The organism is uncultured Pseudoteredinibacter sp., assembly GCF_947500695.1.
In the GTDB taxonomy this organism is placed as follows: domain Bacteria; phylum Pseudomonadota; class Gammaproteobacteria; order Pseudomonadales; family Cellvibrionaceae; genus Pseudoteredinibacter.
Map to the genome: position 1 here is coordinate 694,840 of NZ_CANMSS010000001.1, position 17,296 is coordinate 712,135.

Below are 17,296 nucleotides of genomic sequence, written 5' to 3' on the forward strand. Positions count from 1 at the left end.
TTTACTGTAATGTTTTTTTGTAATGGTGTTTTACGCTGTTGTTGCACGATAGCTCTTCACGATTGAGCTTTACGATTGCACATTACCCAGGGCCGCTTTGGCTTTCTACACCGATTTAGCAATCAAATCTTTTTCGGCTTCTGCTTTTTCTTCTGCCTTGGCTCGAATAATACGCTCTAGATTATCTACCAAGTTATCCTTACCCAATTTGTGGTCAGCCTGACCGTCGATATAAATTGAGTGGCTTGGCGTTCCGCCGGCCAAGCCCACGTCAGATTCTTTAGCCTCGCCCGGACCGTTTACCACACAACCAATTACTGACACATCCATAGGGGTGCGAATATCATCCAAGCGCTCTTCTAACTGATTCATGGTAGCAACCACATCGAAATTCTGGCGAGAACAGCTTGGACAAGCAATAAAGTTAATGCCTTTCGCGCGTAGCTTTAGGCTTTTTAGAATATCCCAACCTACTTTAACCTCTTCGATCGGGTCGGCAGCCAGGGAAACCCTCAAGGTATCACCGATGCCATCCATCAATAACATGCCCAGACCAACAGCTGACTTTACGGTTCCAGAGCGTAGACCACCGGCCTCTGTTATGCCCAAGTGAAGCGGCTGCTCAATCTGTGTAGCCAGCTTTCGATAGGCTGCAACGGCCATAAAAACATCAGACGCTTTTACACTGACTTTAAAATCCTGGAAATTCATCTTATCCAGAATATCAACATGACGTAAGGCCGACTCTACGATGGCTTCTGGTGTGGGCTCGCCATATTTTTTCTGTAGATCTTTTTCCAAAGAGCCGGCATTAACCCCAATTCGAATCGGTATATTTAGGTCTCTTGCTTTTTCTACAACCGCAGCAATACGTTTCTCCCTACCGATATTACCAGGGTTAATTCGTAAACAGTCCACACCTAAATCGGCAACACGAAGCGCAATACGATAATCAAAGTGAATGTCTGCAACCAAAGGTAAAGTTACAGCTTTTCGAATTTCACCAAAAGCCTCAGCCGCATCTAAAGTTGGTACAGACACCCGGACTATATCAGCGCCAGCATCCTGCAAGCCTTGTATCTGAGCTACGGTAGCATTTACATCACAGGTATCGGTATTTGTCATACTCTGCACCGAAATGGGTGCATCACCACCTACGGCCACATCGCCAACCATAATCTGTCTAGATTTGCGGCGTTTAATCGGGGATTCAAAGTGCATATTGTTTACTTAATTATGGAATAGTTACCGCTAGGGTTTTACGGCCAGCTCTGGCTTGCAAAGACACAGCCTCACCATCGATCGTCAACGATACCGCCCTAACGTTACCAAAGTTCATTCTAAACGGTGGCTGCCCTTGCAGGCGCAGCTCTTGCCCAGCCTGTTTAGTATTGCTGTATAAGCGTTTTCCTGTCGCATCCCGAACTTGCAGCCAACAACTATCAGAAAAGGTAAACACTAAGGATTTCTCAGCGGAACTCGTTGATGACTCAGCTGCATCCTCAAGCGAGGCTTCTAAAGTGCTTGCCCGCGAAGCCGCTTCAGCGGGATTGTTAACATTCTCTGGAGCTTGGATGCTTGTTTCAGCCGTTTTAACGAGAGGCTTCTCATTAGCTAGCTCTGTAGAATTATTTACGAGCTCTTTTGCTGGGACTTCATCAAGGCCTGATAATTTTTCAGACTCAGCGCCTTTAGGTTCTTGAGCGACGACGCCCTTAACTTGACCACTATTTGTTGAGCTTTCGACCGGTTCAACGCTATCGAGCGGCTTAGGCTCAACTAGCGGCACTTTAGTAGTCTGCTCTTTAGCACCTTTGACCTGCTCAGACTCCCCGCTCACTTGCTGGTACAGATACCAAGAGCCGCAAAGAAGCAGCAATACCGCAGGGATAATCAACATTAATTTAGATTTTGGCTTAGCTTCTGCTCTCAACGTTTCAGCAGGCGCTTGATTGTCTTTATGGGGGTTTTCGACCTCACAAAAAGCTTCATATTCAGCCAATAAGATATCGATATCGAGTTGTAAAACACGCCCCGCATTGCGCAAATAACCACGCACAAACGTTTCGGTGCCAGCCTGCTCAAATTGATTAGACTCGATAAAATGAAGCTTATGTTTGGTAATCTTTAGCTCGGCCGCCAAATCTTCTGAGCTGATGCCAAGTTGCTCGCGAGCGTAAAGAATAATTGCTCCAGGACCAGGAGCCTCAGTTTCTCTAGGGGATTCAAGCTCGCTCATTAGCGCTTACCCGTCAAAGAATTCCCCTGCAACGGCTTGCCATTAGGGAACATATTTTTCAGTTTTAAGCGAGCGCTAGATTCACGGTTTTTATCACCTAAAACCTTAGCTAACTCCAGCTCCATTTGCACAGAACGTGGTGAAATTGGTGACACCCGATGATATTGATCAAGCAATCTTAGCGCCGCTCTATACTCGGTCTTTTCATAGGCAATTCCCGCCAACTCAAGATAAGGTCGCGGCATGTTTGGACTTAAGGTTACAGATCGCACAAAAGCTTTTTCAGCAGCGTCAATTTTTCCTAAGGAAAGTTGAGTCAATCCAACATTGTTAAATGCCAATGGGCGGCGATCATAATTAAGATCTTGCGCAGCACTTTGAAAGTGAACCAGGGCTTCACTAAAGCGCTGCTTACCATACAAAAAAGAACCATAGTTATTGCGAGCTTGAGAAAGGCTACCATCTAAACGAATAGCTTTTTTATAGAAGCGCTCAGCATTCTCATCGTCGCCTTCACGCAGCATAAGAGCTGCCAAGCCACTATAGGCACCGGCAGAATCCGGATCAATTTTCAGAGCTTTGTTAAGATGAAAGCGTGAAGAATCCAAGTTGTTTTGACGCAGGTATTGTAGGCCCAGGCGAATGTGAGTCTCTTTAGCCTTTTCCATATTGGGCTTTTTGGGCTCTCGGTCATAAGTAGTGACGCAAGCTGTCAAGCTCAACAACAGCCAACTTGTTATGGTGGTTTTTACTAGGCTGCGAATCATTTTGTATTCCGGTTCTATGCGTTATTAATAATTCGAACGGCTTGCTCTTGGTATCTCTGCGAACGGCGAGTCCGGTCATTTACATTGCCAGCCAATTGGCCACAAGCGGCATCAATATCATCTCCACGAGTCGTCCGCACGGTGGTGATGTAGCCCTCTTCCGTTAGGATATCCTGAAAGCGTCGCAAACTGTTGTTACTGACACGCTTGTAATCAGACATTGGAAACGGATTAAAAGGGATCAGATTGATTTTGACCGGAATATCTCGCAATAGTTGCGCCAACTCACGCGCATGCTCTGGTCGGTCATTTACATGATCGATAAGTGTATATTCGATGGTAATTTTACGTCGATTATCGGGCAAGTTATCAATATAGCGCTTAGCGCTGTCCAATAACATGGCGATGGGATACTTTTTATTGATAGGCACCAACTCATTGCGAAGCTCATCATTCGGCGCGTGCAAAGAGATCGCCAAGCAAGCATCGGTTAGACCATCGAGCTTATCGAGTGCCGGTACCACGCCTGAGGTACTTAAAGTGACTCGGCGTTTTGAAATTCCGTAACAATTATCGTGCATCATCAGATTCATCGAATCGACGACATTGTCAAAGTTGAGTAATGGCTCGCCCATCCCCATCATCACGACATTGGTGATTTTTCTTGGACGGTCTTCACCAAATTGACCGAAAGATTTTGCTGCAATCCATACCTGGCCAATGATCTCGGCCGCCGTCAAATCGCGATTAAAACCCTGTTTACCAGTTGAGCAAAAGCTGCAATCCAAGGAACAGCCTACTTGCGATGAAACACACAAGGTGCCACGCTCGCCATCTGGTATAAACACTGTCTCGATGGCACTGCCACCGCTAACCTTAATCAGAAATTTGCGAGTTCCATCAGCAGAATCTAACTGCTGCATCACCTCAGGGGCTTTAATTTCAGCCTTAGCGGCCAGCTTGGAACGCAGTGCTTTGCTGATATTGGTCATCTCATCAAATGAATCCACACCCATTTGGTGGATCCACTTGAGAACCTGCGCCGCACGAAAGCGCTTTTCACCCATTTCTTCAAAAAAGGCTTCCAGCTTTTGCTGAGACAAACCCAGCAAATTAACTTTTTCGACAGTGTTTTCGGACGGCGTCAGGGACATCAATCTACTACCTAAACTTAGCGGCCGCAGATTTCGTCAGCAGCGAAGAAGTAAGCTACTTCGCGCTCAGCAGAAGCTGCAGAGTCAGAGCCGTGTACAGCGTTGGCGTCGATGCTTTGAGCGAAATCAGCGCGGATGGTACCTGCGTCAGCTTCTTGAGGATTGGTAGCACCCATCAACTCACGGTTTTTAGCAATAGCGCCTTCGCCTTCCAATACCTGTACAACAACAGGACCAGAGGTCATGAAAGAAACTAAGTCACCAAAGAAAGGACGCTCTTTGTGCTCGGCGTAGAAACCGCCAGCCTTTTCGTCGTCCAACTGAACCATTTTCATAGCGACAATCTTTAGGTCTGCAGCTTCAAAACGAGCGTTAATCTGACCAATTACATTTTTTGCTACAGCATCTGGCTTGATGATGGAAAGAGTGCGTTCTACCGCCATGAGTTAATCTCCAAAAATAAATGAATAAAATTCTTAAAACCGCAGAATCCACTGTCGACCCAATTTGGTCGTTTTACGGGAATCCATACGGAAAACCCGCGACTTGCCAGCTAGGCATTAGCCACGGGTTTAGATCTGTTGGGAGCTGACTCGCCCTGCATGGCAGCCTGCTCAGCGGCGGACTCTATGTTACTGATCTATATGATCATTTTTCAGCTTGATGAAAAATGCCAGAAACCCAGAGCCCTGTGTCTACAGAGGCGCCGATTATACACCTCTGAGGACAGCGGTTAAATAGCTTAAGATCGCGTAAAAGCACCTATTTTCACACTAAATGGCTTCAAAGAGCGCCTTATGGTGAGCAAAATCACCGTGTGTAAGGTAGTTTTTGAATCTTGCGCGAATTGGGTCAGCTTAAGCCCCAGGCAAATCCCATATCAGACGCTAGTCGCTGGCTTCTTCTATCCAGGCTGCCTGGATCGCTTCAAGTATCTTTTCCCCACAGCGCTCAGGCTGATCATTAAAGCCTTCCAACGCCATAACCCAGTTGCGCAAATCAACAAAATTCACGTATTGCGGGTCCACATCCGGGTGCGCATCATAAAGCTCAATGGCGATATCGCTCACATCCGTCCAGCGTAAGTCCAACATATCGCCCCCTTAGTGATGCTCAGAAACCTGATTAATGGTGTATTTTGGAATCTCGACAACCAAGTCCTCTTCCGCAACCAAGGCCTGACAGCCTAGGCGTGAGTCCGGCTCAAGCCCCCAGGCCTTATCAAGGTAATCATCCTCCAGCTCATCAGCCTCTTCTAAAGAGTCGTAGCCCTCACGAACCACCACATGACAGGTAGTACATGCACAACTCTTCTCACAAGCATGCTCAATTTCGATACCGTTGCGAAGTGCAGCATCAACAATGCTTTCGCCTTTTTCAGCGTCAACCTCTGCACCCTCTGGGCAAATCTCTTCATGGGGTAAAAATACTATCTTAGGCATAATTCACACTCGTTAAACTCTTCAGCAGCTGCTAATTAGCAACTACTCTGAATCAATATCATCTAGGCTCTGGCCTGCCAAGGCCGCCTTAATACTCTTATCCATTCGGCGAGCTGCAAAGTCATCGGTGCATTGAGCCACAGCCTCGATGGCCGCCTCAATATCTCGCGGGCTTTCAGCGCTCTGGCGAACTTGAAGCAGCCTCTCCATGCTTGCAACAATGGTTTCTTGCTCTTCATCGTTGAGCAAATCGCCATCCGCCTCCAGTGCCGGCACCAAAGCCTCCAAAACACGCTCTGCCTCCACCTGCTGCTCACGCAAAGCTCTTGCCTTCATATCATCTTCAGCATGACTGAATGACTCTGAGAGCATGCGACTAATTTCATCGTCCGCCAAGCCATAAGACGGCTTGATATCAATACTGGTTTTTACACCGCTATTGAGTTCTTCGGCTGACACCATCAGCAGGCCATCTGCATCAACCTGGAATACCACTCGAATTTTAGCCGCACCGGCCACCATCGGAGGAATACCGCGCAACTCGAAACGTGCCAACGAACGGCAAGCCGACACCAAATCGCGCTCACCCTGCAAGACATGCACAGCCATGGCAGTTTGACCATCTTTGAAAGTGGTAAATTCTTGCGCCTTGGCTACAGGAATGGGCGTATTACGGCTAATAATCTGCTCGACCAGGCCGCCCATTGTTTCAATACCTAGAGACAAAGGGATAACGTCCAATAACAACATATCACTATCAGGCTTGTTACCCACTAGTATATCGGCCTGAATAGCCGCACCTAGAGCCACCACTCTATCGGGATCGATATCGGATAAAGGCTCACGTCCAAACAAATCAGCTACCGCTTCTCGTACAGCAAGAGTTCGGGTAGAGCCACCTACCAAGACCACATTATCAATTTCATCAGAACTTACATCAGCATCACGCAAAGCACGACGGCATGACTTGATACTGCGAGCAATTAGCGGCTGCAAAATCTCAGACATTTGCTGACGGTTTAGACTGCCCTGCCATGTGCCAAACTCAATATCTACAGACTCATTTCCTGCAAGGGCTTCTTTGGCAGCTCTAGCCTTAAGCAATAGCGCTCGCTGCTCTTGTGCTGATAACGCATGCTCATTGTTGCTTTGTTGCAAAATCCATTGAGCTAACAATTGATCAAAATCGTCACCACCTAAAGCAGAGTCTCCGCCTGTAGATAGCACCTCAAAAACGCCTTTACTCAAACGCAGGATGGAAACATCAAAAGTACCGCCACCCAAATCATAAACCGCAATCAAACCTTCAGCTTGCTGATCAAGGCCATAGGCAACGGCAGCCGCCGTAGGCTCGTTTAATAAACGAAGAACTTTTAAGCCGGCCAAAGTTGCCGCATCTTTGGTTGCCTGTCTTTGAGCTTCATCAAAGTACGCCGGAACGGTAATAACCGCTCCATCCAAATGCTGAGATGCACCGCTGGCCAAACTACGCTCACCCAATGCCGAAAGGTGCTTAAGTATTTCAGAGGAAATTTCTACCGCACTAAAATCTCCTGCCGCCGTAGACAAATAAGGCAATGCACTGCCATCTTTTTCTACAAACCGATAAGGAAGTTTTTCACCTAAGCTGCCGATATCTTCAGCACCGCGCCCCATAAGGCGTTTTATAGAGCTAACTGTATTAGCTGGGTCGCTTAATAATTTTTTCTCGGCACCATGACCAACGAGAACTGGACCAGAAGCTTGATAGTGGACAACAGACGGGCAAATTGACTGCCCTTCCTCATCGGCCAGCACCACCGGCTCACCACTGCGTACAGATGCAACAACGGAGTTACTTGTACCTAAGTCGATACCTACCGCGAGCTTTTTCTCGTGGGGCTTAGCGCTTTGTCCAGGTTCTGAAATTTGAAGTAACACAAAATACCTATTTCTTATCGGCAAATCTGGTCGCCAGTGATCACGGTTATACTGTCGGCCAAGATAGTAATCAGTTAATCTAAATCGAGCAGTTCATCTTCTGCGGCTCGCAACTCTTTAGCGAACTTAGTGGTAAAGTGCATTTTAGCCAAAGGCGCAACACAAGCAGAAAAATCCCCAGACTCATAACATTTAACGAATTCAGCTTGAATTTTTTGCTCGAGTGATCGCTGCTCAGCATACAAAGCTTGCAGCTTTTCTTCTGCCGCTGCTTCATCACTAGCAACCAATTGACGCAACTCAGAAAGCTCTTCTCGCCATTCCATTTGTTGCATCAAAAAAACTGGATCTTGATGGGTTTTGTTTTCAAGGTTGGCCTCAAAGCCAGCGAGCTCCAACAAATATTCAGCCCGCTTAACACTCACACTTAGCGTCTCAAAGGCCTGATTTACATAAGCCATAGCTTGCACGGCCAAACGCTGCTGCTGCGCACCTTCGGCGCTAAATTTATCAGGGTGGCACTGTGTCTGTAGCTTGCGATGCGCTACTTTTAGCGCAGCCAAATCAATATCAAAGCTCGGCTCTAACTGATAGAGGGCAAAATAGTTTTCACTTAGATCCATAAATATGCTTACTTGTCTTCGCCGAGTAACGACTTACAAAATTCATACAAAAAAGCCGGGGAAACGCCCCGGCTTTAATCTTTTCAACTGCGACGCCTACAAGCTTATGACACGAATTAAACGTGAAAGCTCTCACCACATCCGCAGGCGTTTTTAGCATTGGGGTTATTGAATTGAAAACCTTCGTTCAAACCTTCTTTCACGAAGTCCAGTTCTGTGCCATCTAAATAGGCCAAACTCTTTGGGTCGACCACTAAGCTAAAGCCGCCTTGGTCGAAAGCCTCGTCCTCTGGATTAAGCTCATCAACAAATTCCAGAACATAGGATAAACCGGAACAGCCTGTGGTTTGAACGCCCACTCGAATACCAACGCCTTTACCGCGTGTACTCAAGTGACGCTGAACATGCTCTACCGCTGAGTCTGTCATGGTTAACGCCATGATATTACCGCTGCCTTTTAGCTAAAATTATAACGAAAGCGATGAAGCCTTAGTCTTCACCGCGTTTTTCACGTAAATCACGCACTGCCGCTTTAATAGCATCTTCAGCCAAAACCGAGCAATGAATTTTTACTGGAGGCAAAGCCAACTCTTCAGCAATCTCAGTGTTTTTGATCGATTCAGCCTCACCCAAGGTTTTACCCTTCACCCACTCTGTTAGTAGCGAGCTTGATGCAATTGCAGAACCGCAGCCATAGGTTTTGAACTTGGCGTCTTCGATAACACCTTCGTTATTTACCTGAATTTGAAGGCGCATTACATCGCCACAGGCTGGGGCGCCAACCATACCAGTACCAACGCTGTCAGAAGCCTCATCCAACTTACCAACATTACGAGGGTTTTCATAATGATCGATTACTTTATCACTATAAGCCATTTTATTTACTCCACCTTAGCTATGCTAAAGGCTATTGCTTAATGGAATACGCTTAGTGCGCAGCCCACTCAATTTTACTTAAATCAACACCATCTTTATACATATCCCAAAGTGGCGATAACTCGCGCAATTTGGCTACGGCGTGGCGTACTTTTTCGATCACAAAGTCAATTTCTTCTGGTTTAGTAAAGCGGCCCACACCGAAACGGATTGAACTATGAGCCATCTCATCATCAACGCCCAAAGCGCGCAGTACATAGGAAGGCTCCAAACTGGCCGAGGTACAAGCTGAGCCTGAAGATACTGCCAAATCACGCAAAGACATCAATAAAGACTCACCTTCCACATAGGCAAAGCTAATATTGATATTGGTTGACACACGCTGGTCAAAAGAGCCGTTTACAACAACTTGCTCCATATCCTTCAAACCATCCCATAGACGCTGTTTTAAGGCGTTGCAATGATCAAAGTCTTGCTGCATTTCAGCTTTTGCCAAGCGGAATGCCTCACCCATACCAACAATCTGATGGGTCGCTAAAGTGCCCGAACGGAAGCCACGCTCATGTCCACCGCCATGGATTTGAGCTTCCAAGCGAACACGTGGTTTACGGCGAACATAAAGGGCGCCAATGCCTTTAGGGCCATATATCTTATGGGCAGAGAAAGACATCAAATCGACCTTCATCGCTTCAACATCGATCTCAATTTTGCCAGCGCTTTGGGCCGCGTCGACGTGGAAGAAAACCTTACGCTCTCTACACAACTCGCCGATGGCTGCAATATCGGTAATGGTGCCGATTTCATTATTCACATGCATCAAAGAAACCACTGTGGTGTCTTCACGCATCGCATCAGCCACTTGCTGTACGGTAATTAAACCTTCGGAATCTGGATCTAGGTAGGTAACCTCAAAACCTTCACGCTCTAGCTGACGACAGGTATCTAAAACGGCCTTATGCTCGATTTTCGAGGTAATAATATGCTTGCCTTTGCGCACATTGAAATGAGCCACACCTTTGATAGCTAGGTTGTCGGACTCGGTTGCACCGGAAGTCCAAACGATTTCGCGTGGATCTGCATTGATAAGATCAGCGACTTGCGCCCTGGCGTTTTCAACGGCCTCTTCAGCTTTCCAGCCGTACACATGTGAGCGGGAAGCCGGATTACCAAAATTGCCATCCATAGTTAGGCAATCCATCATTAGCTCAGCCACGCGCGGGTCCACTGGCGTTGACGCAGAGTAATCCAAATAAATCGGTAACTTCATGATTTAGCCTTCAATATCCCGGGCTCTACCCCGGGTTCACGGTTATCAACCCAAGCTAGCGGCAGTAATGCGCTGCATTGAGTTGGCCTCTGCTTGCTGCAGAGCTTCTTCTTTGTCCAATCGCTCAGATACTTCTTGAATATCTTTGCGGGCCACTAAACTGGCCAAGCTGATTCCACTTAAGAAATCATGAATCTGTTCGCTTAAATCGCACCATAGGTGGTGAGTTAAGCAGGTAGCTCCATTTCTGCAGCTGCCACTGCCACCGCAGTTTGTCGCATCAATGGACTCATTGACAGCGTCGACAATCTGAGCGACATAAATGTCTTCGCTCGGACGGCTCAAGCGATAACCACCACCAGGACCGCGCACGCTACTTACCAAGTCGTTTTGACGCAATTTTGAAAACAGCTGCTCCAAGTAACTTAGAGAGATCTCTTGTCGTTTAGAGATTCCTGCCAGGCTAATCGGGCCCTTATCGGCATGGAGCGCTAAATCCAGCATTGCTGTGACCGCATAGCGGCCTTTTGTTGTTAGTCTCATTATCAGGCTTCCAGCATTGAGGCGCGGCGCGCATTATTAAAAAACCTAGGATTAGAGTCAAGAATAATACCTAGTAATTAACTCAGGTATATACCCTAGCATTCTACTCAGGTTTAAGCAATATACGCCCTTATGCTAAGAAGCTATTAATCAGAATCTTTCGACTTAAGCTTATTCTCCGTGTGATAAACGTAATTCTGCATAGCGGTTAAAACACCGCGGAGAATGTTTAACTCCATCTCATCCATACGCACGCGACTATATAAGCGGCGCAGACGAGTCATGGTTTGACGCGGGTTATCAGGCTCTAAGAAACCAATCTTCTCCAAAGTCTGCTGCAAATGCTCATAATAGTGCTCCATCGCCTCACTCTTGGCAGGCGGCATATCCCAATCGTCGAAGCTAAGAGCCTTGCCTTCACGCTCATATTCGATACACGCCAGCCTCATTTCATAGGCCAGCACTTGTACAGCGGCACCTAGATTGAGAGAGCTATAGTCGGGGTTGCTAGGAATGTGAACATGGTAGTTACATTTCTGTAGCTCTTCGTTAGTTAGGCCACGGTCTTCACGACCAAAAACCAAGGCTACATCATGCTCTTCAGCTTCTGCCCAAGCACGCTCACCACACTCTCTCGGGGTTAACATTGGCCAAGGGATTCGACGGTCTCGAGCGCTGGTTCCCACTACCAAGGCGCAGCCGGCAATAGCTTCATCTAAGGTATCAACCACTACTGCCCCATCAAGTACATCAACCGCATTCGAAGCTCGCCAGACCGCTTTATCTGCTGGGTATTCTTTCGGAGCAACCAGATATAAGCTAGCCATCCCCATGTTCTTCATGGCTCGAGCTACACCACCGATATTGCCTGGGTGGGATGTATTGACCAAAACGATACGAATTTTCTGCAAACGTTGGCTATTTTCTGGAGCTAAACTGTCGGCCATGTTGATTCCTACTAACTTACTGGACTGGCCTAGGGCCAAAACGGCGGCAAGTCTACCCGAGAATAGCGCCGCTCGCCAGAGCAGCTGCTGCAAAGGCCATATAGATAGACCCGGCTCTCTCGCCCCACCGGCATTTTGAGACCAAATTATCGCCCTCAAACCGCAATATTATTGGCTAGCGCAGCAACTCGCTTTACTCTATAATCGCCGCCAACCGCTGCGCTGGCCGCAGCCGTATGTTCTTTGACAATTGAAATTGGTGATCCATGGAACCCATGCTGACTATTGCCCTGCGTGCTGCACGCAAGGCCGGCGAGCTTATTGAGCGCGCTCTGGAACGTGTCGATGTTGTAGCTTTTGAAGAAAAAGGCCGCAATGATTTCGTAACTGAAATCGACCAAGCTTCCGAAAAAGAGATTATTTACCATCTACGCAAAGCCTACCCAGACCACACCATTCGCGGTGAGGAAACAGGTCTAAGCGTCGGTGAGAACAGTGATTATGAATGGATTATTGACCCACTTGATGGCACCACCAATTTCATTCACGGCATTCCCCACTTTGCCGTTTCTATTGCCTGTAAATATAAAGGCCAGATCGAACACGCTGTTGTGCTAAACCCTATCACCCGAGAAGAATTCACCGCTAGTCGCGGTCGCGGCGCTGCCTTGAACGGCCGACGTATCCGTGTTTCTTCACGTAAAGGCATGGACGGCGCATTGATTGGCACCGGCATTCCTTTTAACGGTTACGCCTTTGAGCACATGACTCCTTATTTAGCAGCAATGCACGAGATTGCTGGCCAGACCGCTGGCATCCGCCGCCCTGGCGCTGCATCCTTAGACTTGGCTTATGTCGCCGCTGGACGCTTTGATGGCTTCTGGGAAATGAACCTACAAGAGTGGGATATCGCAGCAGGTGTTTTGCTGGTTAAAGAAGCTGGCGGCCTAGTATCCGATTTTAAAGGCGGCAACAGCTTTATGGACAGTGGCAATATCCTTTGCGGCACACCTAAAGTCTTTAAGCCATTGCTACAAATTGTTGGCAAGCAGATGGGTAATATCTAAAACCCTAAGGGCCGGGCGCCCTCAGAGCTTAAGACCCTACAAACAAAAAAGGGGGAGAACGAAAGTTCTCCCCCTTTTTTATGATCAACAGATCCAGTTAACCAAAGAAACTTAAACCAAAATATTTGGTGGCTACAGTATTTACAAATATCAGCAACAACACCAACGGAATAAAGGTAGACAGTGAAAAGTTAACGTACTTCTCAGCAAAAGAACCACGATAGCTCTCATCGCCCTGCTCTAGCTCTTCATTAAAGTTATGCTTCTTCCAGCGATAAATTACAAACAAACAAGCCAGCAAGCCATTTAGCGGCAAAATGGTGTCGTAGAAAATATCGTATACCACGTCAAATAAAGACTTATTCGCCCCAGCGTACTCCATAAACTGAGTAAGGAAGTCGACACGACCAAAGCTCAAGATACAAGCCACGGTAAACAAGCCCATGGTTACACCTAAAATGCTCAACGCTTTTTTACGGCTGTAGCCCTTCTCATCCACTAAGCTTGCCGTTGGCACCTCAGTAATGGATACCAATGAAGTCAGAGCGGCGAAGAAGACCAAGGTAAAGAACAAAATTGCAACAATGCTGGCACCAACATAACCAATGCTTACCTGCATCGCTAAGAAAATCTTCGGCAAAAAGCTGAAGATCAAGCTGACTGATGAATCACTCAAAGCATCAGTATCGGTAGCTGGGTCGAAAGAGAAAATCGCCGGTAAAATCATTAGACCCGCAGAAAAGGCCACCATGGTATCAGTCAAGGCTACAAACTTAGCCGAGCTAACAACATTTTCTCGACGCTCCATATAAGAGCCATAGGTAATTAAAATACCCATACCCAATGAGAGAGAGAAGAAAGCCTGAGACAAAGCACCATTGATAACCGATGCATTGATCTTGCTGAAATCAGGAACAATATAATACTTAACCCCTTCCATCGCGCCATCTAAGGTTAAGACAAATATCACCAAACCAATCAGCATGACGAATAGGCCTGGCATCAGGATCTTAGCACCCTTTTCGATACCGTCTTTAACGCCACTCACAAGAATAAAGTAGACCAGGCCAACAACCACCAACAAATGAATAAAAACCTCATTGCTGTTGATAAATTGACCAAAGTAGGACGGCTGCGCCAGCTGATCAAGATTTCCCATCAGCGCAGCAACTAGGTAGCCGAAGATCCACACTGTAATAACGCTATAGAACACAGCGATCATATAAGGCGTGATTACCGCAAGCCAACCAGCTATAGACCACAAACCGCCTCCGGCAGAGCTGCTATATGCCCCTAAAGGATCTTTTTGAAAACGGCGACCGATTGCTAGCTCGGCCATCATGACCGGAAGACAAATCAAGGCCACAAAAATGGCGTAAATGAAAAGAAAGGCGCCCCCACCATTCTTGGCGGCACCTACAGGAAAGCCCACCAAGTTACCGATACCCACCGCACTGCCTGCGGCGGCCAGAATAAATCCTATACGGGACCCAAAATGCTCTCTGGCTGCAGTCATAAATTGTCTCTTCTAAGTATTATCATCTTTTAGCTGCCCAGCTCTTTGGCCAAGCTTTTTGTCATCATCGCCCATTTGCCGCTTTTATGCCAGTCAATCACTATTCATAACTGAACAACATGCAAGAAGGCTAGCTGCCAATTGCAGTCAAGCGATAATAGTAGGCTTGCTATCTAGACGAGCTAAGGGCGTGATGCCGCAAACAGGCTACAAGTAGGATCGATAGCAGCAACAAGCAAAGGGAAGGCAATTAGAAGGGAATTAGGCAAGGAGCACACCCCTTGCCAAAAGAGTTCGCGCTTAGGCTTTTAACCACACATAGCGAGCTTCAGAAATAGCAACAACCTCACCATTATCATCGGTTAGCTCCTGCTGGTGCTTCATCTCTGCTTTACCATTCGCCAAAGTTTCCTCTTTCATGCGATCCAGATCCGCAATATCCATCTGCATATCCACATGAATATCGGTCATGGCCGGGCGACGATAGCGAATGTTCATTTCAGCGACGATGGGGTATATTTTTTCGCCCGCTAAGTAATCAAGGAACAAGACGCCACCTGGAAACTCTGCCAAGGTGAATAAGGAGCCCGCATACATGGTACCTACGTGGTTCGCATTCGGCGCCAAAGGCATTTTAGCTTTAACTCTGCCAGGGCTTACTTCGATTACATCTGCGCCCATATGGCCAAGAATGGGTATGCTAATTCCAACGTCTTTTGCATCGCTCATTATTTTTCTCCATAGAATATGTCTTATTAGATGCCGCACCGGGCATAGCTATCATCATACTCATGTGGAGGTGCGATGGCTTTACCAGAAGTGACAAAGCATTTACCGATTTGCTCAGTAAACAAAGCAATTGGCGAAAAGGCTTTACAAAAACTAACCCGCCAATCACTCACAAACCTTGTTATTTATAGCACTCGAAGCCATTGTAAGCTGATAACCCAGAAAATATTTTGATAGCAGTGCCGATTTATGAGCTCATCGATAAACTCCGTAGAAAGTGAAGCCCCAAATGAGGGCGCGAGTAACAGTAACGAGATAGGGAAAACCTCCCAAGAACAAGATAAAGCCAAAGGCAACCGCCTAAGTGTTTTGCTTGAGCTTAGCCCCTTTGTACGCCCCTACAAGAAGACCTTAATAGCCGCCCTATTCGCCCTTCTTTTAACGGCGAGTGCAAGCTTAGCTATTGGGCATGCTGTACGCCTATTAATCGACCAAGGCTTTGTAGGAGGTTCTGTCGAACAACTCAATCAAGCCATCTACTTTTTAATCGGTATTATTTCGGTCATTGCATTCGGTACATTTATTCGCTTTTATTTAGTGTCTTGGCTTGGCGAAAGAGTCTGTGCAGATATTCGCACAAAGGTTTTTGATCATCTTTTGACGTTAGAGCCCAATTTTTTCGAAACCAATCGCAGCGGCGAAATAATGTCTCGCCTAACTACCGATACCAGCCTGCTAGAAAATATAATTGGCTCTTCTTTATCTATGGCTTTGCGTAACAGTCTCACTTTTATTGGCGGACTGTTAATGCTGTTGCTGACCAACTTTAAATTAAGCCTGATCGTGCTCAGCGCGGTGCCACTGATTTTAGGTCCATTACTTATTTTTGGTCGCCGAGTCCGCAAACTTTCACGCTCCAGCCAGGATCGAATTGCCGACATGGGCACTTACGCCGGCGAAGCCATTGAGCACATTAAAACAGTTCAGAGCTTTGGCCAAGAAAACTATGAGCGCCAAGCATTTGCTACAGAAGTTGAAAATGCCTTCAAGGTAGCCCGCAAAAGAATTAAGCATCGCGCCCTACTTATCGCGGCCGTAATTCTATTTGTATTTGGCGCCATCAGCGGCATGCTCTGGGTTGGTGGTTACGATGTACTGCAAGGCAAAATGAGCGGCGGCGATCTTGGGGCTTTCGTATTTTATGCTGTCATGGTAGCCAGCGCTGTCGCGACGCTTTCAGAAGTTTTTGGCGAACTACAAAGAGCCGCTGGTGCAGCCGAGCGACTTGTCGAGCTAATTAATGTCGAGCCAAAAATCAGCACTAACAGCGAGCCAAACAGCTCGCTAGATGAGCATGCTCGACAGCTAGAGTTTAAATCTTTGAACTTCAGTTACCCCAGCCGCCCTGATCAAAAGGCACTGGATAACTTCAGCTTAAATATACCCACAGGACAAGCTGTTGCATTAGTTGGCCCGAGCGGCGCAGGCAAGTCGACTGTATTTGAATTGGTGCAACGTTTTTACGACCCGGAATCGGGCGAGCTCATGCTATCCGGCATTAATTTGCGTGAGTTGGGCCCGCAGCAACTGCGAGAGCACATGGCCCTAGTGCCTCAACAGCCCGCTCTCTTTACAGCTAGCGTCGCTCATAATATTGCCTACGGTAATCTTGAGGCTAGTGAAGCTGAAATCATTGCTGCCGCTAAAGCCGCTCATGCGCACGACTTTATTATGGCGCTGCCTCAGGGCTACCAGACCGAACTTGGCGAAAAAGGCGCCCAGCTATCCGGCGGACAAAGACAGCGGGTAGCTATTGCCCGCGCCATTCTAAAAGATCCCGATATCTTGTTATTGGATGAAGCAACCAGCGCATTGGATGCTGAAAGTGAATATCATGTGCAAGCTGCATTAAATGAGCTCATGAAGAACCGCACCACCCTGATCATCGCCCACCGCTTGGCAACCATTACCCATGCCGACAACATCGTGGTAATGGATCAAGGCAAGATTGTCGCCCAAGGTAAACATGAAGAGCTTTTAGATAGCTCCCCTCTTTACAAACGACTGGCTGAGTTGCAGTTTAACAAATGAGAACTCAGCCACGGCACAAGACGGTGACACCGCAGGCCTAAAGACCTGAACAGCGGCATAGGCCTAGAGGGGCTTCGATGATATAATCGCGCCCCTTTTCTGCCCTGTAAACCTG

18 protein-coding genes are annotated in these 17,296 nt (G+C 47.2%); 2 read left to right on the top strand and 16 right to left on the bottom strand.

The genetic code is table 11. The features are described from left to right. Positions 1 to 105: 105 nt before the first annotated feature. The 14 genes from ispG to trmJ form a co-directional block, all read right to left on the bottom strand. Positions 106 to 1,221 (bottom strand): flavodoxin-dependent (E)-4-hydroxy-3-methylbut-2-enyl-diphosphate synthase, encoded by a 1,116-nt coding sequence (gene ispG, locus Q1A08_RS02730; RefSeq protein WP_299769407.1) that lies wholly within the window; start codon positions 1,219 to 1,221, stop codon positions 106 to 108. Positions 1,222 to 1,234: 13 nt separating this feature from the next. Further along, the gene (locus Q1A08_RS02735) at positions 1,235 to 2,239 is read right to left on the bottom strand and encodes a RodZ domain-containing protein (RefSeq protein WP_299769409.1); all 1,005 of its coding nucleotides are present in this window, start codon (positions 2,237 to 2,239) and stop codon (positions 1,235 to 1,237) included. After that, entirely contained in the window at positions 2,239 to 3,006 is a 768-nt protein-coding gene (gene pilW, locus Q1A08_RS02740; RefSeq protein ID WP_299769411.1) for a type IV pilus biogenesis/stability protein PilW, read from the bottom strand. The genes Q1A08_RS02735 and pilW overlap by 1 nt, the downstream gene beginning before the upstream one ends. Before the next feature lie 14 nt (positions 3,007 to 3,020). After that, a complete protein-coding gene (rlmN, locus tag Q1A08_RS02745; protein ID WP_299769413.1) occupies positions 3,021 to 4,160 on the bottom strand; it encodes a 23S rRNA (adenine(2503)-C(2))-methyltransferase RlmN in 1,140 nt (379 codons plus the stop codon). Between the two features lie 17 nt (positions 4,161 to 4,177). After that, positions 4,178 to 4,603 carry a nucleoside-diphosphate kinase gene (gene ndk / locus Q1A08_RS02750; RefSeq protein WP_299769415.1) on the bottom strand — a complete coding sequence of 142 codons (426 nt, stop codon included), beginning with the start codon at positions 4,601 to 4,603 and terminating at the stop codon, positions 4,178 to 4,180. 444 nt (positions 4,604 to 5,047) lie between these two features. After that, on the bottom strand, positions 5,048 to 5,251 hold the full coding sequence (gene iscX, locus Q1A08_RS02755) for a Fe-S cluster assembly protein IscX (protein WP_299769906.1): 204 nt from the start codon (positions 5,249 to 5,251) through the stop codon (positions 5,048 to 5,050). A 12-nt stretch (positions 5,252 to 5,263) separates the two neighbouring features. Beyond that, positions 5,264 to 5,602: an ISC system 2Fe-2S type ferredoxin gene (gene fdx, locus Q1A08_RS02760; protein WP_299769417.1), complete on the bottom strand. Its 339-nt coding sequence runs from the start codon at positions 5,600 to 5,602 to the stop codon at positions 5,264 to 5,266. A gap of 42 nt (positions 5,603 to 5,644) precedes the next feature. Then, a complete protein-coding gene (gene hscA, locus Q1A08_RS02765; protein WP_299769418.1) occupies positions 5,645 to 7,522 on the bottom strand; it encodes a Fe-S protein assembly chaperone HscA in 1,878 nt (625 codons plus the stop codon). Between the two features lie 74 nt (positions 7,523 to 7,596). Continuing rightward, a complete protein-coding gene (gene hscB / locus Q1A08_RS02770; protein WP_299769420.1) occupies positions 7,597 to 8,145 on the bottom strand; it encodes a Fe-S protein assembly co-chaperone HscB in 549 nt (182 codons plus the stop codon). Positions 8,146 to 8,261: 116 nt separating this feature from the next. Beyond that, positions 8,262 to 8,585, bottom strand: coding sequence for an iron-sulfur cluster assembly protein IscA (gene iscA, locus Q1A08_RS02775; RefSeq protein WP_299769422.1), 324 nt, complete (start codon positions 8,583 to 8,585; stop codon positions 8,262 to 8,264). A 49-nt stretch (positions 8,586 to 8,634) separates the two neighbouring features. Continuing rightward, positions 8,635 to 9,021, bottom strand: coding sequence for a Fe-S cluster assembly scaffold IscU (gene iscU / locus Q1A08_RS02780; RefSeq protein ID WP_299769424.1), 387 nt, complete (start codon positions 9,019 to 9,021; stop codon positions 8,635 to 8,637). Between the two features lie 52 nt (positions 9,022 to 9,073). Further along, complete coding sequence (locus Q1A08_RS02785) at positions 9,074 to 10,288, bottom strand: IscS subfamily cysteine desulfurase (protein WP_299769426.1); 1,215 nt, start codon at positions 10,286 to 10,288, stop codon at positions 9,074 to 9,076. A gap of 45 nt (positions 10,289 to 10,333) precedes the next feature. Further along, on the bottom strand, positions 10,334 to 10,831 hold the full coding sequence (gene iscR, locus Q1A08_RS02790; protein ID WP_299769428.1) for a Fe-S cluster assembly transcriptional regulator IscR: 498 nt from the start codon (positions 10,829 to 10,831) through the stop codon (positions 10,334 to 10,336). A gap of 146 nt (positions 10,832 to 10,977) precedes the next feature. Beyond that, a complete protein-coding gene (trmJ, locus tag Q1A08_RS02795; RefSeq protein ID WP_299769430.1) occupies positions 10,978 to 11,778 on the bottom strand; it encodes a tRNA (cytosine(32)/uridine(32)-2'-O)-methyltransferase TrmJ in 801 nt (266 codons plus the stop codon). 266 nt (positions 11,779 to 12,044) lie between these two features. Here trmJ and Q1A08_RS02800 point away from each other — a divergent pair, with 266 nt between their 5' ends. Beyond that, on the top strand, positions 12,045 to 12,845 hold the full coding sequence (locus Q1A08_RS02800; protein ID WP_299769432.1) for an inositol monophosphatase family protein: 801 nt from the start codon (positions 12,045 to 12,047) through the stop codon (positions 12,843 to 12,845). A 97-nt stretch (positions 12,846 to 12,942) separates the two neighbouring features. Here the strand turns inward: Q1A08_RS02800 and Q1A08_RS02805 are convergent, their stop codons facing one another. After that, complete coding sequence (locus tag Q1A08_RS02805) at positions 12,943 to 14,361, bottom strand: sodium-dependent transporter (RefSeq protein WP_299769434.1); 1,419 nt, start codon at positions 14,359 to 14,361, stop codon at positions 12,943 to 12,945. Between the two features lie 300 nt (positions 14,362 to 14,661). After that, positions 14,662 to 15,090 carry a YiiD C-terminal domain-containing protein gene (locus Q1A08_RS02810; RefSeq protein ID WP_299769436.1) on the bottom strand — a complete coding sequence of 143 codons (429 nt, stop codon included), beginning with the start codon at positions 15,088 to 15,090 and terminating at the stop codon, positions 14,662 to 14,664. Between the two features lie 249 nt (positions 15,091 to 15,339). Here Q1A08_RS02810 and Q1A08_RS02815 point away from each other — a divergent pair, with 249 nt between their 5' ends. After that, positions 15,340 to 17,181 carry an ABC transporter transmembrane domain-containing protein gene (locus Q1A08_RS02815; RefSeq protein WP_299769438.1) on the top strand — a complete coding sequence of 614 codons (1,842 nt, stop codon included), beginning with the start codon at positions 15,340 to 15,342 and terminating at the stop codon, positions 17,179 to 17,181. The last annotated feature ends 115 nt before the right edge of the window (positions 17,182 to 17,296 follow it).